At 69.0% G+C, this 14699-nt stretch carries 17 protein-coding genes and 2 tRNA genes; 8 read left to right on the top strand and 11 right to left on the bottom strand.

Translation table 11 applies throughout. The features are described from left to right. Nucleotides 1-200: 200 nt before the first annotated feature. Nucleotides 201-1622, bottom strand: coding sequence for a PLP-dependent aminotransferase family protein (locus ACSAMQ_RS08670; RefSeq protein WP_435395255.1), 1422 nt, complete (start codon nt 1620-1622; stop codon nt 201-203). A 166-nt stretch (nt 1623-1788) separates the two neighbouring features. On the opposite strand from ACSAMQ_RS08670, the gene ACSAMQ_RS08665 reads away from it, so the two are divergent. After that, nucleotides 1789-2694: a DMT family transporter gene (locus ACSAMQ_RS08665; protein WP_435395254.1), complete on the top strand. Its 906-nt coding sequence runs from the start codon at nt 1789-1791 to the stop codon at nt 2692-2694. Between the two features lie 234 nt (nt 2695-2928). Here ACSAMQ_RS08665 and ACSAMQ_RS08660 read toward each other — a convergent pair whose 3' ends face one another. The 8 genes from ACSAMQ_RS08660 to ACSAMQ_RS08625 all read right to left on the bottom strand — a co-directional run bounded on the left by ACSAMQ_RS08660 (nt 2929) and on the right by ACSAMQ_RS08625 (nt 9095). Next, nucleotides 2929-3210: a hypothetical protein gene (locus ACSAMQ_RS08660; protein ID WP_435395253.1), complete on the bottom strand. Its 282-nt coding sequence runs from the start codon at nt 3208-3210 to the stop codon at nt 2929-2931. A 296-nt stretch (nt 3211-3506) separates the two neighbouring features. Further along, complete coding sequence (locus tag ACSAMQ_RS08655) at nt 3507-4727, bottom strand: RtcB family protein (protein ID WP_435395252.1); 1221 nt, start codon at nt 4725-4727, stop codon at nt 3507-3509. Nucleotide 4728: 1 nt separating this feature from the next. Further along, nucleotides 4729-5577 carry a hypothetical protein gene (locus ACSAMQ_RS08650; RefSeq protein WP_435395251.1) on the bottom strand — a complete coding sequence of 283 codons (849 nt, stop codon included), beginning with the start codon at nt 5575-5577 and terminating at the stop codon, nt 4729-4731. Nucleotides 5578-5730: 153 nt separating this feature from the next. Continuing rightward, nucleotides 5731-6861: a slipin family protein gene (locus tag ACSAMQ_RS08645; protein ID WP_435395250.1), complete on the bottom strand. Its 1131-nt coding sequence runs from the start codon at nt 6859-6861 to the stop codon at nt 5731-5733. Between the two features lie 368 nt (nt 6862-7229). Continuing rightward, nucleotides 7230-7303: transfer RNA gene (locus ACSAMQ_RS08640), tRNA-Arg, on the bottom strand. Between the two features lie 2 nt (nt 7304-7305). Continuing rightward, nucleotides 7306-7375, bottom strand: a tRNA-Thr gene (locus ACSAMQ_RS08635). A 776-nt stretch (nt 7376-8151) separates the two neighbouring features. Continuing rightward, on the bottom strand, nt 8152-8718 hold the full coding sequence (locus tag ACSAMQ_RS08630) for a cysteine hydrolase family protein (protein ID WP_435395249.1): 567 nt from the start codon (nt 8716-8718) through the stop codon (nt 8152-8154). After that, on the bottom strand, nt 8715-9095 hold the full coding sequence (locus ACSAMQ_RS08625) for an antibiotic biosynthesis monooxygenase family protein (protein ID WP_435395248.1): 381 nt from the start codon (nt 9093-9095) through the stop codon (nt 8715-8717). Before ACSAMQ_RS08625 ends, ACSAMQ_RS08630 begins: the two co-directional genes overlap by 4 nt. A gap of 123 nt (nt 9096-9218) precedes the next feature. Between ACSAMQ_RS08625 and ACSAMQ_RS08620 the strand changes: the two genes are divergently transcribed. Then, the gene (locus ACSAMQ_RS08620) at nt 9219-9653 is read left to right on the top strand and encodes an Lrp/AsnC family transcriptional regulator (protein WP_435395247.1); all 435 of its coding nucleotides are present in this window, start codon (nt 9219-9221) and stop codon (nt 9651-9653) included. Nucleotides 9654-9737: 84 nt separating this feature from the next. On the opposite strand, the gene ACSAMQ_RS08615 is transcribed toward ACSAMQ_RS08620, so the two are convergent. Further along, nucleotides 9738-10766 (bottom strand): polysaccharide deacetylase family protein, encoded by a 1029-nt coding sequence (locus ACSAMQ_RS08615; RefSeq protein ID WP_435395246.1) that lies wholly within the window; start codon nt 10764-10766, stop codon nt 9738-9740. A 98-nt stretch (nt 10767-10864) separates the two neighbouring features. Further along, complete coding sequence (locus ACSAMQ_RS08610) at nt 10865-11191, bottom strand: hypothetical protein (RefSeq protein WP_435395245.1); 327 nt, start codon at nt 11189-11191, stop codon at nt 10865-10867. A 204-nt stretch (nt 11192-11395) separates the two neighbouring features. On the opposite strand from ACSAMQ_RS08610, the gene ACSAMQ_RS08605 reads away from it, so the two are divergent. From ACSAMQ_RS08605 to ACSAMQ_RS08580, 6 genes are all read left to right on the top strand, one after another. Continuing rightward, on the top strand, nt 11396-11977 hold the full coding sequence (locus ACSAMQ_RS08605; protein ID WP_435395244.1) for an RNA polymerase sigma factor: 582 nt from the start codon (nt 11396-11398) through the stop codon (nt 11975-11977). After that, entirely contained in the window at nt 11974-12465 is a 492-nt protein-coding gene (locus tag ACSAMQ_RS08600) for a hypothetical protein (protein WP_435395243.1), read from the top strand. The genes ACSAMQ_RS08605 and ACSAMQ_RS08600 overlap by 4 nt, the downstream gene beginning before the upstream one ends. 542 nt (nt 12466-13007) lie before the next feature. After that, nucleotides 13008-13565 (top strand): RNA polymerase sigma factor, encoded by a 558-nt coding sequence (locus ACSAMQ_RS08595; protein ID WP_435395242.1) that lies wholly within the window; start codon nt 13008-13010, stop codon nt 13563-13565. 180 nt (nt 13566-13745) lie between these two features. Continuing rightward, nucleotides 13746-13982 carry a RebB family R body protein gene (locus tag ACSAMQ_RS08590; RefSeq protein WP_031371088.1) on the top strand — a complete coding sequence of 79 codons (237 nt, stop codon included), beginning with the start codon at nt 13746-13748 and terminating at the stop codon, nt 13980-13982. A 51-nt stretch (nt 13983-14033) separates the two neighbouring features. Then, nucleotides 14034-14210, top strand: a complete 177-nt coding sequence (locus ACSAMQ_RS08585; RefSeq protein ID WP_435395241.1) for a hypothetical protein — start codon at nt 14034-14036, stop codon at nt 14208-14210. Between the two features lie 52 nt (nt 14211-14262). After that, a partial coding sequence (locus ACSAMQ_RS08580; RefSeq protein ID WP_435395240.1) for a hypothetical protein occupies nt 14263-14699 on the top strand: 437 nt, incomplete at its 3' end.

Raw genomic sequence — 14699 nt, 5'->3', positions numbered from 1 at the left:
GTGGCACCGTAAGCCGTCGTGTCGTAGGCGACGGTGCGAGAGAGGCCGCCTTCGGGCGGCCTTTTTGTTTGCCGCGCAGGCGATGTAGCGCCGTTATCGAGGTGGCGCGGTCGCGGCTTGCGCCGCTCCTCCCCCTGCTATGCAGCTTTCGGGTAAGCGCGGCGCGAGCCGCGACCACGGACCGACCGCCCCGCTGCGCATCAAGCCTGCAGCCCCTTCGCCAATTCCCCCACCGTGCGCAGTGCGGCTTCGATCTTGCCGTCCCAGGGTTGTCCGCAGCTCAGGCGCAGGTGATGGGTGTAGTCGCCGCGGTTCGAGAACAGATGCCCGGGCAGGGTGCCGATGCCGCGTTCCAGCGCGGCCTCGAACAAGGCCTGGCCGTCGATGTCCTCGGGCAGTTCGATCCACAGGGTCATGCCGCCGGCCGGTTCGGCCACGCAGGTGCCGTCGGGCCAGTGATCGAGCAAGGCCTGCCGGTAAGCCTGTGCGTTGTCGGCGAGGGCGCGGCGCAGGCGGCGCAGGCCGCGCTCCACATCGTGGCGGGCGAAGTGCTCGATCAGCGCCATTTGCGGCAGAGTCGCGGTGGCGACGGTGGAGAAACTCTTGGTGCGCAGCAGCTCGCGCGTGCGCCGTCCGCCGAGCATCCAGCCCACGCGCAGGCCCGGCGCGAGCATCTTCGAGTACGAACCGCAGGTCACCACGTGCTCGCCGTCGTCGTAGCGGCGCAGCGGCGAGGGACGTTCGCCGGAGTAGGCCAGTTCGCCGTACAGATCGTCTTCGATGAGCACCGTGCCGTGCGCGGCGCAGGCGGCGACCAGCGCGCGCTTGTCGGCGTCCCGGGTCAGGCTGCCGAGCGGGTTGTTGAAGTTGGGCACCAACAGGGCGGCGCGCACCGCATGGCGTTCGAGCAGTTCGCCGACATGGGCCGCGTCGATGCCGCGGCCGGGGCGGTTGGGCACTTCGAGCACGCGCAGGCCTTGCGCCGCGACTGCCTGCAGCAGACCGTGGTAGGTCGGCGTTTCCAGGATCACGATGTCGCCCGGCCGGGTCACCGTGCGCAGGGTCAGGCTGATCGCCTCCATCGCCCCGGCGGTGACGACGATTTCGTCGGGGTCGATCTCGACCCCGCATTGAGCGTAGCGTTGGGCGATGCGTTCGCGCAGTTCCGGCAGGCCCTGCGGCGCGGTGTAGCCGAGCGCGGTGTCGGGGTCGCGCCGCATCGCCCGCGTGATCGAGGCGGCCAGCGCCGCGCTCGGCAGCAAGGAAGCGGCCGGCGTCGCCGCATGCAGCGGCACCAGGTCGCGGCGCGACTGCACGTCGAGCACGCCGAGCAGGGCCGGGTTGCGCACCGGCATCGGCGCGCGCGACAGGTGCCGGGCGCGCGGGCTGCGCGGCGCCTGCATCGGCGCGGCGCGCACGTAATAGCCCGAGCGCGGACGCGCTTCGATCAGGCCTTCGCGTTCGAGTTGCTGATAGGCCTCGACCGCGGTGGCCAGGCTGATGCGCTGGTCGCGGCCCAGCCTGCGCAACGACGGCAGCCGTTCGCCGGCGCGCAATACGCCGCGCTGGATCTGCCGGCGCATGCGGTCGGCAAGGCGTTCGTAGAGCAGATCCTGGGCCATGCGGGGACTCTCTCGGGACGGGACGGTTCGAGCGGGGACGGCCGCCGCGCTCGCGCGCCGGCGAAGCACGGTAGCGAGGATCTGTACCGGTCGAATCCGATTCTAACTGAATCTGTATCGGTCGGCCGCCCCGGCCTAGGCTGTCCTTCCCCCTCCCGTCGCCGCCATGAACGCCGTCACCCCGAGCGAGTCGCGTAGCGCCCTGATCCAGTTGCTGGTCGCCGAGTTGCTGATCGGTTCGGTCGGCGTGTTCGTGCACGAAAGCGGCCAGGACGCGATCACTGCAGTGCTGTTCCGCTGCCTGTTCGGCAGTGCCTTCCTGATCGCCTGGGGCGGCGCCCGCGGCCTGTTCCGCGGCCTGCTCGGCGAGCGCGCGCTGATCCGTTCGGCGATCGTCAGCGGCGTGCTGCTGGTGCTGAACTGGGTCGCGCTGTTCGCCGGCATGGCGCGTTCGTCGATCGGCGTGGCGACCATGGTCTACCACTTCTTCCCGTTCGTGGTCGTGGGCATGGCGGCGATGTTCTACGGCGAACGCACGCGCCGCGCCGACCTGGGCTGGACCGCGATCGCCTTCGTCGGGGTGCTGTGCTCGGCCGACCCGTTCAAGCTGTGGAACAGCGCCGGCAGCGGCTATCTGATCGGTGTCGGACTGACCTTCGTCGCCGCGGTCCTGTGCGGCGCCTCGCTGCTGCTGTCGCGGCGGATCAGCCGCGAGCGGCCGTTCGCGGTGGTGCTGATCCAATGCCTGGTCGGCGTCGTCATGCTGGCGCCGTTCGCCGACTACCCCGCGGTGTGGGTGCCGGGCGATCACTGGTTCTGGCTCGCCGGCCTCGGGCTGATCCACAGCGGCGTCTGCTACGTGCTGTTCTACACCTCGTACCCGCGCCTGCCGGTGGCGACGATCGCGGTACTGGCCTTCATCTACCCGGTGATCGCGCTGCTGCTCGACTATCTGGTCTACGGCCACAGCCTGGTGCCGGTGCAGAGCCTCGGGGTGGTGCTGATCGTGATCGGCACGCTCGGGGTGAACCTGAAATGGCAGTGGCGCCGGGCGCAGCCGGCGCGCGCCTGAACGAATCGAAGCTCATCGTTTTCTCGACCCGGGCCGCGCACGCAGCGCGGCTCAGTGGGTGCATCGCCCACTCGTCCGGCGCACGGAGGCGCCGGCGGGGAATTTGTCGGTGGGTCCGATGCCGATGCGTGCCTGTCGACCAGTCATGTCGCCGGCGCATACCGATCGGCCGGCGGTGCCGGCAAATACCCGATCGGCCGGCGGTGCCGGCCTCGCCGAATCAGTCGGATCGGGTCATTCGGCCAGAACGAGCCGCCAGGCGCCTTCGACATCGCCCTCGACCTGCGTCCACGGCACACGGTCACGGCCGCACAGGCGTTCCCAGCCTCGGGCCAGATCGTCGCGGATGTCGAACCAATGGCGTTCGCCGTGATGCAGGCGGGCACCGAGGCCGTAGGTGATCGCGAGTTCGCGGGTTTCGTGGGACAGCGCCGCCGCGGACGCGGCTGTCGGGGTCGGTTCGCACTCCTGGTCGGAGCGGGAGAAGGACAGCCGGTCGGCAGTGCGATGCGTCATAAGCTCAGTCCGTTGGCATTCCCCTTGCATCCGCACGATATCGGTTTTCGCCGCCTCGCGGGCACGGAAAAGTCGATAGCGCACAGACGAAACGCGAGCGCAGTCGCAAACGTGCGTACAGGATATTCAGACAAGCGCGCGGTGTTCAGCCAACGCGTAAAACGCGCCTGGAAAGCTGAACCATGAGTGCAGCGCGCCCTGAATGCGACGGCCGGACGACCGTGTGTCGTCGCCGCTTGGCACGGGCAAAAAGACGCCGCCCGCGGGGGGCGGCGTCGCAAGCGCAAACCGGCGCTTCAACCTTTGATGCAGACCACTTGGCGCAAGGTGTGTACCACCTCCACCAAGTCGGACTGCGCAGCCATCACCGCTTCGATCGGCTTGTAGGCCGCCGGCGACTCGTCGATGACCGCCGCGTCCTTGCGGCATTCCACGTGGGCCGTGGCCTCGCGGTGGTCTTTCAGGGTGATCTTCTGGCGGGCCTCGCTGCGGCTCATGACCCGGCCGGCTCCGTGGCTGCAGCTGTGGAAGCTGTCGGCCTCGCCCTTGCCGCGCACGATGAAACTGCGCGCGCCCATGCTGCCGGGGATGATGCCGAGCTCGCCCTCGCGGGCGCTGACCGCACCCTTGCGGGTCACCCACAGGTCTTCGCCGAAGTGCCGCTCGCGCTGCACGTAGTTGTGATGGCAGTTGACCGCGGTCTTTTCCAGCTGGAACTTCGGCAGCTGGATGCGCATCGCGTGCAACACCCGGTCCATCATCGCCTCGCGGTTGTGGCGGGCGTAATCCTGCGCCCACGACACCGCCTCGGTGTAATCGTCGAACAGGGGCTCGCCTTCCAGCAGGAAGGCCAAGTCCTTGTCCGGCAGATGGAAGCCGAGCACGCGGCGCTCCAGTTTCAGCCGCGCCAGTTCGATGAAGTAACTGCCGATCAGGTTGCCGGTGCCGCGCGACCCCGAGTGCAGCATGACCCACACCGCGCCCGCCTCGTCGAGGCAGATTTCGATGAAGTGGTTGCCGCCGCCGAGGGTGCCGATCTGTTTGTCGAGCTTGTCGGTGCGCAGCTTGCGGTGCTTGGCGTGGATGGCGTCGAGGCGTTGCGCCAGCCCGGACTTGGCCAGGCGCGTGGCATGGCTGTCGGGCAGGCGCCTGTGTTCGCCGCCGCGGCCATTGCCTATCGGCACGCAGTGCTCGATCGCCGAGCGCAGCTTGGCCAGGCTGTCGGGCAGATCCTTGGCCCGCAGCGTGGTGCGCACCGCGGCCATGCCGCAGCCGATGTCGACGCCCACCGCGGCCGGAATGATCGCGCCGCGGGTGGGCACGACCGAACCGACGGTGGCGCCCTTGCCGAGGTGCACGTCCGGCATCACCGCGACCCAAGGCCCGACGTGGGGCAGGGCGGCGATGTTGCGCAACTGTCGCCGCGCGCCCTCGTCGACCGGCACGCCGCGCACCCAGGCCTTGACCGGCACCGCGCCTTCATCGGCGTGCAGCAGTTCGTAGCTTGATGTAGTCATGTCAATGTTCCTGATGGCGACCGCCGGCACGGATCGGGCCGCGGTACTTGCCATGGCACCGTCGGGGCCGTGGCAGGGGCGCGTCGTATGCGTCCGGCTGGTCGTCGTTGTGGAGTCCGTATTCGAGTAATTCCGCATGGCCGAGCTGGCGCTTGCGCCGCGCGTAGAGGCCGGCGTTGCCGTACAGGCGTTCGCGCCGGCCGGCGCAGTCGCCGGCCGGTCGGCCGAGGACCGCGTCGTGGGCGAAGGCGCGAACCGTGCCGGGCGCACCGTGACGCGGCTGGGGTTGCCAGGACGCGGGCACGGGCGCCAACTCGATCGCATACCAGATGCCATCGATCCGGCGCAGTTGGGCGGTCGGCCCAAGTTTGCGCACCTCCGGTTCCAGCCCTAGCCGGCGATGCCGGACGTCCCGCGCACGCGCGCGCCGCCGCTCGACCCGCAAGCGGATCGCCGCTTCGTTGCGCATCAGGCAACCGCTGTCCGGGCACACGTACAGATCGTGCCAGGACTCGGCCAGAGGCTTGAAGCCGCCGTAACGGCTCAGGACCTGCAGCTCGCCGTAGATCCGATGCACCTGCATCGCCACGAAATCCTCGAGATGTTGGTGAAGGTGTTGCTGCACGGTGTTGCGCCGGTCGACCTGCCTGCACAGTTCCGAATAGACGAAATCCCAGCGCCGTCCAAGCTGCCGTTCCAGGTGGCGTTGCAGCGGTTTCAGGTTTTCGTTGAGCCACTTCGGGTCGTGGCGATGACGGAACTTGAGGCTTTCGCGTTGGCGCTCGTCTTTAGGGTCGCGTGGCGGACGCGAAGCGTGGAAGCCTCCACGCCGCGGCCGTTCGACGATCACTTTGTACATATCGTGTCGCATGAATATTTTCGTCCGATAGTCGATCGCGCCTTCCGGCACGATCGGGTGGCCGCTCCGGTGGAGCGGCGTTCGCGTTTCCTGCAGGCCTACGCGCTATCGGAACCCGGACGGAATGGCCGTCCGGCTCTGCGCTCAGCCTTTGCCCTTGAGGCTTACCAACTGCGTCATGACACCCTCCAGACCGCCGAACACGGTCAGCTTGTCGATCTTCTCGGTGATCTTTTCCAAAGCCTCAAGCTCCTTCAGGCGCATCAGCACCGGGCTGTCCTCGATCAACTTCGCGGTGTTGAGCAGGCTGCGCGTGGCGTTGGCCTCCTCGCGGCGGCGGATCACGTTGGCTTGCGCGGTCTTTTCCGCCTGCACCACGCCGTTGAGGATCTCCTTCATCTCGCCCGGCAGGATCACGTCCTTGACGCCGACCCCGAGCACCTCGACGCCGATGCCGGCGACCTGGCCGCGCACGTAGGCGAAGATGTCGGCGTCGAGCGAAGCCTTGTCGCCGAGCAACTCGTCGAGGGTCTTCGACGAGACCGCCTTGCGCAGGCCGTATTGCAGCTCGCGATAGACGTGCTCGGCGTGCTTGGCGACCCGGGTGCGCGCGGCGACCGGGTCGGTCACGCGCACGCTCGCCGCCAAGTTCACGCGCAGCGAAACCTTGTCGCGGGTCAGCAACTCCTGACCCGACACTTCCATCGCCTGCATGCGCAGCTCGACCACCTCGACGCTGACGTTCTTGCGGAAGTTCCAGAACGCGTACGCGCCCGGCTCGAGACGGCGCACGAACTTGCCGTCGACGAACAGCAGGCCGGCCGACTCGGTCGGCACCGCGCCCGCGACCGCGATGCGGTCGAGGTAAGCGAGCTGACGCAAGCGGTTGGCGACGTCCGGTTCGATCGCCAGGCCGTCGGCGAGGGCGATGCTGCGTACCTCGATCTCGGCCAGGCCCTTCCAGTACAGCTGGCGGGTGCCCGGTGCGAGGACTTCGTCGATCCGGCCGTTGCGCAGCACCAGGCCGATCTCCTGCATGCCGAGGTTGGCGAGCACGAAGTGTTCGTCCAGGTGCGCCCCCAGCCCGGCGATCAGCGCATCGGCGTCGCGTCCGTTGTACTGGGCGTCGACGATCGAGTGCAGCGTCACCTCGCGCTGGCGCTTCCAGTTGCCGAGCCGGTGCACGCCGGGGCCGAGCACGCGCTCGATCCGGCGGTTGCGGTATACCAGGGCGCGCTCGGCATCGCCGACCACGACCTTCTTCATCCAGAACATGGTGTTCTCCTTGTGGTTCCGGTGGTCCGATCCGTGGTGGTGGCCGTTGCGACCGAATCGGTCGTCGCAAGGGCGCGGTGATCCGCCGGACGCGGGGGCCCCGGCGAAAGGAATAGGTAGGAAACGCCCCTGGCGTCGCCATCGCGAAACCCGCGCGCTGCCGGCGGGAGGCGATGCCGCCCGCCGCCGCGACGTTCCCTGTCGCGACGGCGGCGCCGCACCGTTGCGCGCCACGAGGGCGCGGGCCCGGCGATGGAGCCGCTGCGTCGTTCCGTCGCGCGCCGCGCGAACGCGGCGTCTGCCGAAACGCCGCACGGGGCGTTTCCCGAGTCGGAACTTTCGTTCCTGATTAACCGCCGGGAAGGCAGTTGGGATAGCGGGAATCGAACCCGCGACAGACAGCATCGAAAGCTGTTGCTCTAACCGACTGAGCTATATCCAAAGACTGACGGGTCGGAATCGAACCGACGACCTGCGCACAAAGTCGCCGCTCTAACCGCTGAGCTACCGTCAGTTGAGAAACATCCATCCACACACGTCGGCATACGCCACGGCAGCGCCGCGCGCACCGGACGGGCTGCGAACCCGCACCGCGGTCATGCGTTTCTTCGGATGCTTCGTATCGCCGACTGTCGCCAATCGGCAATGGGTGGGGGCGCAAGCGCCCATGCATTGCGGATCCATACCGGCCGCCCGTGCCGAAGCATCGGGGCACAGCGCCGTTGCCGGCGCCTCGACGGCTCATCCCCTTTCCTCTCGGATGCTTCGGGGCGTATGGACTCGCGTGATTCGGTGCGGATTTTCCCTTTGCGGACGCTGAAAAAGAAACGCCCCCGGTGGTGAACCGAGGGCGTTCGCGTTCCTCGGGAGATCGGGGCGACCGATCTCCCTGGCGTGGGAGTCAGTCCGGCGTGGGCAGAACGTCGAGGCGACCGCGCTTCATCGACGCGCGATCGAACAGGCCGTGGCACGAGGGCCGCGGTGCGTTCTGTTTGGCGATGTCGAGTGTGAAATGCACGGAAGGAGGTCGGTCGAATGCGTCGCTAGGACGAAGGCCGCGAACGATACGCCCGCGAAAAAACAGATGCAAGACCGTTCGTCGCCGCGCGAGCGGCACAGGCGAGCGAAGGCAACGGTTCTGTTTCGGAGACGATGGCTCGTCCGTCGATTCGTTCCGATGAGAGGGTTTGCGCTGGTCGAGAAGGCGATCTGAATGCGTGGGCCCTCACCCCGACCTCTCCCGCGCGCGGGAGAGGAGCCGATAGCTTCGTCGCGGCGGTGGGCTCTTCGCTACTCGCTAGCGATCCGCGCGATCAGTGCCTGGCTGTCGATCACTTCGGCGAACTCGGCGCGCAGGGTGGCCAGGTGTGCGCGGCTGATGGTTTCGGCCATGATCGTGCCGCCGTCGGCATCGACGAGGTCGAAGCAGAAACAGGCGTCGGCGACGACGAGGGTGCGGTAGCCCAGGTTGCTTGCGACCCGCGCGGTGGTCGATACGCACATGTCGGTGCTGACGCCGAACAGGGCGACGGTGTCGACGCCGAGCCGGCGCAGGCGCAGGTCGAGGTCGGTGCCGATGAAGGCGGCGTTGACCGACTTGGCGACGACGGCTTCGCCCGGCCGCGGCTCGAAGCCCGGGCGGAAGGCGTTGCCGGGATGCGAGGGATGCAGGGTGGAGCCGGCATGGACCGAATCGTGGCGGACATGGATCAGCGGCCATCCGCGTGCGCGCCACGCCGTGAGCAGGCGCTGGCCGTTGGCTTCCATGGCAGGGTTGTTGCGTGGCCCCCAGGGCGGGTAGTCGAAGCCCTGTTGCACGTCGATCGGGATCAGGGCGATGCGGTTCGGTTCGGTCATGGGTGAGGCGGTTCCTGGGGAGAGGTCGGTTCTGCGGGCTGGCGCGGGCCGCCGTAGGCGCGTTGGACGAGGGCGATGCGCTGCTCGAAGCGCTGGTACCAGCGGCGGCGGCCGAGGTCGCGGGCGACCGTGTGTTCGGCGTGTTCGCGCCAGGCGCGGATCGACCGTTCGCTGTCGAAGTAGGCCACCGTGATGCCGAAGCCGTCGGCGCCGCGGGCGGATTCGAAGCCGAGGAAGCCCGGTTGGTCGCGCACCAGTTCGGCCATGCGCGCAGCGGTGCGGTCGTAGCCTTCGGCGTCCGCATCGCTGCGTTGCGAGGAAAAGATCACCGCGTAATAGGGCGGGGCGGGCAGGTCGGCGAAGCTGGAGGCGGCCAAGGCGGCGGTTCCGGGCGGGGGCGAGGCGATGGCTTATCGTGGGCATTCGCCTGCGCCGGTCTCAACCCGGCAAAATGCCGGTCAGGCCGGCGCCCGCGCTCCCGGCGGATGGATGCCCTCGCGATGAAGACGCTCGACGAAACCGACCGCAAGCTGATCGCGCTGCTGCAGGACAACGCGCGTTCGTCGACGGTCGCGCTGGCCAAGGCGGTGGGCCTGTCGCGCAGCACCGTGCAGGAGCGCCTGCAACGGCTGGAGGCCGCCGGCGTCATCGCCCAGTACACGGTGCGCCTGGGCAGCGGCGGCGATCCTTTGCGGGCCTGGCTGCTGCTGCGTTATGGCGAGGGTTTCAGTTGCGACGACGTGGTGCCGCCGCTGGCGGAGTTGCCGCAGGTGCGCCTGATCCACAGCGTCGCCGGCGAGATCGACCTGATGGTGTTGGTGGAGACCGGTTCGCCGAGCGAGCTGGCCGACCTGCGCGAGCGCGTCGCCGCGCTCAAGGGCGTCGACGACGTCACCACGGTGCCGGTGTTGCGCACCGCCCTGGATCGCTCGTGATCGCGCACGGCGCCGGCTAGGCGCGGGGTAAGCGACGACGCACGGCGCCGGCCGCGGCTCGAGCCGCTCCTGCACGGGCAGGGTTCATTCCGATTCGACCTCGGCCAGCTTCATCACCCAGGCCGGCGTCCGCGGTTCGCCGGCGAAGAAGCCCGGCGGGCGCTGCTCGCCGATCGCCCAGCGGTGCAGCCAACTCGGCCCGACCGGCCCGAAATAGGCGTCGGCGCGTTGATAGGCCGGGTCGCGCATGGCCTCGTCGAGGCCGACGAAGCGGTAGCCCCGCTTGCGCATCATCGCGACCAGTTCGCCGTAGCTGTCGGCGTTGAGCAGGTTGGCGTGGATCAGCCAGATCTGCGGCAGGGCGTAACCGAGCAGGGCGGTCGACTGGCGTTCGTAGTAGTCGAGTTTGCGGCCCATGTGCTCGACGTAGTCGCGACGCAGTTTCGCCTTCAGCCTGCGCGCCTCGCGCCGCGAGATGGCCGGCGCTTCGCCGGCGCGCAGATAGGCGGTGGCCCAGATCCAGTCGGTGTTGTCGGCGGTGACCGGAGCGATGCGATAGCCGTGTTCGGCGAGGAAACGTTGCAGGTCGGCCTTGTCCTGCGCGCTGCGGCCGGCGCGCAGATACGGGTGGCGGAACCAGCGCGGCGGTTCGCGGCCGGCGCGTTCCAGCACAGGGCGCAGCTGGCGTTCGCCGCGCAGGATGTCGGCCTGATAGGCCGCCAGACCGACTTCGTGCAGGTCGAGATGGCCGTGGCCATGGTTGCCGAGCTCGGCGCCGGCATCGAGCCAGTCGCGCAGCATCGCCAGGCGTTCGGGCCGGACCCGGCCCTCGTGTTCGAGCTTGCCCTCGTTGACGAAGCCGGTCGCCGGGACGCCGGCGCGCCCGATCGCCGCGACCAGGCGCCGGTGGCCGTCGATCACTTCGGCATCCGGCACCGCCGGCAACTGCACCCAGGGCAGATCGTCGACGGTCATGACGATGCGGCGGTCGGGCGCGGGCTGGCCGGAGGCCTCGGCCGCGGCGGCGGGCGATGGCGATGCGCCGGCAACGGCGGGCAGGCCGGCGACTAGCAGGCAGGCAACGATCAGATGCAGCGATTTGAGCGGACGCATGCGGGGCTCCGGGGCGGACGCAGCGATCATCGCCGCGTCCGCACCCGCAAGGAACCGCCTTTGGGCCTAAGCCGGCGCCAGCCGGCCAGCGACTTCGGTCAATCGAGCTTGCGCGAAATGAAGTAGTAGGCCAGATTGCCCAGCCCGCAGGCGCCGAGCAGCACCGCGACCATGCCCGGGGTGGCCTCGCGCCAGCCGGCGGCTTCGATGATGCCGAAGGCGAAGGCCAGCAGGACCATGACGATGCCCCAGCGCAAGGCGCCGTGGCGGCGGCGGATGTCTTCGTCGCGGGCCATCGAGCGCAGCAGCTCTTCGGCGCCGCCGGTCGACAGCAGTTTGTTGCGGAAGCGCGCTTCGACGACGATCTTGATCGCGAAGACGATGCTGATGAACAGGGTAATCGGGATCAACAGTTCGAATTGCATGGGGGCGGTCTCCTCGGGTTCGGGTCACGAGGTAATGGATACGGGTACCTGGCGATCGGTTGCAGGCCGGGCGGCGGGTCGTCCGGGAAGCCGGAGGCGGTGCCCGGAGCGGTCGGGCGGCCGGTCGAAAGTTGACCCTTGTCATATCGCGATGGCTATCCTGATCACTGCAACCGATTGCGCCCCGACTGCATCTTGAGTGCGATGACCGGCCTCCCCATCAACGACGACCGCAGCCTGGTCGCTGCCGTCCTGGCCCAGGCGCCGGGCGCCTTCGAGCGCCTGGTGCGGGACTATCAGGGGCTGTGCTGGCACATCATCCAGCGCATGGTGCGGCACCCGGACGACACCCGCGAGCTGTGCCAGGAGGCGTTCCTGCGCGTGCACCAGTGCCTGCACCAATACCGCCACGAGAGTCCGCTGAAGTCGTGGATCGGCCAGGTCGCCTACTCGGTCGCCAAGCGCCATCTCGAACGCAAGCGCATCCCGATCCTGGAGGTCGCCGACGACGAGGACGCCCTGTCGCCGCTGGACCTGGTCAGCGACGGCTTCGACCTGGAGGCGGCCTGCGCCGACGAGGAAATCGCCGCCGGGCTGCACGCCGAGATCGAGGCGCTGCCGCCGCTGCAACGCACCTTGTTGACCCTGTATCACCTCGAAGAAGTACCCATCGGCGAAATCGCCGGTATCACCGGCCTGGCCGAGGGTACGATCAAGAGTCATCTGTTCCGGACTCGCGCCCGCCTGCGCCAGCGCCTCGAAGCCCGGTTGGGAGAATTCGCATGAACCGCAACGGCATTCCATCCGATCGCGAACCGCATTTCGACGACGAACGCATCGCGCGCGAGTGGCGGCTGCAGGAGCGCGCGCTGCAGGAAGAGCGCGCCGGCATGCCGATGAGCGCCGGCGACCCGCGCCTGGCCCAATACCGCCTGCTCAGCCGGGCGCTGCGTGCGCCGGTGATGGAGCCGATTCCGTACGGTTTCGCCGCGCAGGTCGCGCGCCGGGCGGAGTCCGCGGCGAACGCGGGCGATCGCCTCGAACGCCTGCTGCAAGGCGGCTTGCTGGGCCTGCTGCTGGTAGTCGGCATCGGCATGATGACGGCGACCAGCGCGAACTGGTTGCCGGCGTTGCAGGCGCCGTTGCAGGCGCTGCCGCAGGGCAGCCTGTCCTGGGGGCTGGTGGTGGCGGCCTGCTGCGCGCTGACCTGGGGCTGGGACGGCGCGCTGCGCGGTCTGGGCCTGGACGGCGCCGCGCAAGGGCGCGCCGCCTAAACCGGCGTTCGCGCGACGCCGCGTCCGCACAAGCAAGCCCGCGCGTTCGCGCAGGGCGACGCCGCATGAGCGATGCCGCGCGTTCGCGCAGGCGGGCCGCCGCAGCACGACCGCGACGCCGCGACTGCTGCATGCGGACCGAGGTCCGCGACGATGCGTGGGCGCCGCCGATCTGTGACGCAGTCGCGGCTCCGGTAGGTCGCTCGAGTGCGCAGCGGACGAAGGCGATGCACCTGCGGCCGTCCCCGCAGGCATCGAACCGCGTTCGAACGCCGCGCAGGCGTGCGGTCGCGCACGCATCTTTCGTGACGCCCGCGGCCTGGCCGCCTCGCGCGCGCAACGGCATCCGACCGGCAGTGCGGACATCGGCGACGGCGACAAGCGTGCGATACGTCGACGAAAACCGGCACGGAAGTCGCGTATCGCGACGGGGTGCGCAGTTCATCGCGCTCAGCAGCGGGCGCGTGTCACCCAAGTAACAGCCATCGCCAGACCCCCTAACCAGACTCGCTCTCAGGTGCTCGACACAGGAGAAGCGAGAGATGGAACGTCCCAAGACTGAGCGCGACGACCTGAAGGTCGCCGACGAAATGTTCGCCAACGCCTGGCGGCTGTGTCTGCCCGAACTGGAGGCGCGTGCGCGCCGCTTCGCCGACGGCCAGCGCGATCAGGCCGAGGAACTGCTGGCCAATACCGCGATCAAGGCCCTGCTGTTCATGCGTCGCGCGCCGCAGACGGTGACCGATCCCTGCGGCTTCCTGTTCGTGGTGCTGCGACACGTATTTCTCGACAGCGTGCGCCGGCGCAGCCGCGACCGGGAGATGTTCGATCGCAACCGCGAGATCGACAGCGAGGCCAGCGGCTTCGCCCACGAGGGTCTGTCGGCTCTGCAGAAGCTCGAACTCGACCAGCAGCTCGACCGGGTGGTCGCCGCGGTCTCGCGCCTGAGCCGCGAACAGCGTCGCCTGTTCGCCTACCGCTTCATCGACGATCTGCCGTACCCGGTGATCGCGCAGAAATTCCAGATCAACCAACCGCTCGCGCGCAAGCGCGTGGAGCTGCTGCGCAACCGGATCAAGACCGCGATGGGGCGCGACTGAGCGCGCGGACGGGCGAGGCCGGGCGCGCGGTTCGCGAGCGCAGCGTTCGATTCTCGTTTCACAACGGCACTGGCCGCGCGTTCCTCCCAATCAGACTCACGACGAATAACGGAATGCACAGCGCGATCCCGGCGCCGGTCATGCCGACCCCTTCAAACCGCATCATTCAAGGACAGGCTCATGGCCGACGAGACCTCCGTCAATTCGCAGATCACCGACGCTGTCACCCAGACCAACGTCAAGGTGGTCGCCGAAGCGCCCGCGCAAGCGATCGCATCCCTGTATCAGGTGTCCAGCCATTCGGCCGGCCTGTCGCTGCAGAACGCCGTACACAGCCAGCAGGTGCTCAACCAGATCTCGAGCGCGGTGGTGTCCAAGGCGGTCGCCCTGATCATGGCGATCGGGGAGAAACCATGACGCCGCTTGCGCTTGCGCTTGCGCTCGTGCTGGCGCCGGCGAGGCGAGGGCATGAATCCGACCGCGATTGCGCGCCTCGTCGCGGGAGCGCCGGGCGATGAAGCCAAAGCCCGGCAAGCACAACGCGTCGGGCAAGCGATCGGCTCGCGGCGCGAACGCTGCGCCAACACCGTCGGCGGCGAACGCATCGTCCGCGCCGACACCCTCCACCGCCACCGTCGGCCTTGAGTCGCCGGTCGCGGCATCCGCTGTCACGCCGCCTATAGCGATACCCGCCGCCATGACCATCAACGCCACCCCACCGCCCGCACCGATCGACCCGCCCGCCGTCGATGCCGCCGCCGCAGCCAGCGCGACCGCGGCGACGCCGGTACCGGCGGTTCCCGCGCCGGTCGCCGCGACGCCCGCACCAGCCGTGACCGCACCTGCCGTGACCGCACCCGCCGTAACCGCACCCACCGCGCCGGCGGCCGCTGCGACACCGTCCGCGTCCGAGCCGGCGATGACGCCGACACCGACTGCGGCCGTGCCGGGCGATGTGCCGGCGGCAACTGCACCGGCCGCCGTTGCGCCCGCAACGACGCCGACCGACGCGAGCGCCAGCGCCAGCGCGACTCCGGCGGCCTCTGCTGCGCCGACCGCAGCGGCCGATTCGAGTGCGTCGGCAGCGGCGGCAACTCCCGCTACTGCCGCCGATGCGCCATCGACACCGGCTCC

Origin of the sequence: Lysobacter sp. 1R34A (assembly GCF_051217035.1) — a bacterium.
Taxonomy (GTDB): domain Bacteria; phylum Pseudomonadota; class Gammaproteobacteria; order Xanthomonadales; family Xanthomonadaceae; genus Lysobacter.
The sequence above is the reverse complement of the archived record's forward strand: the minus strand, read 5'-3'. Positions and strand labels throughout refer to the sequence as shown.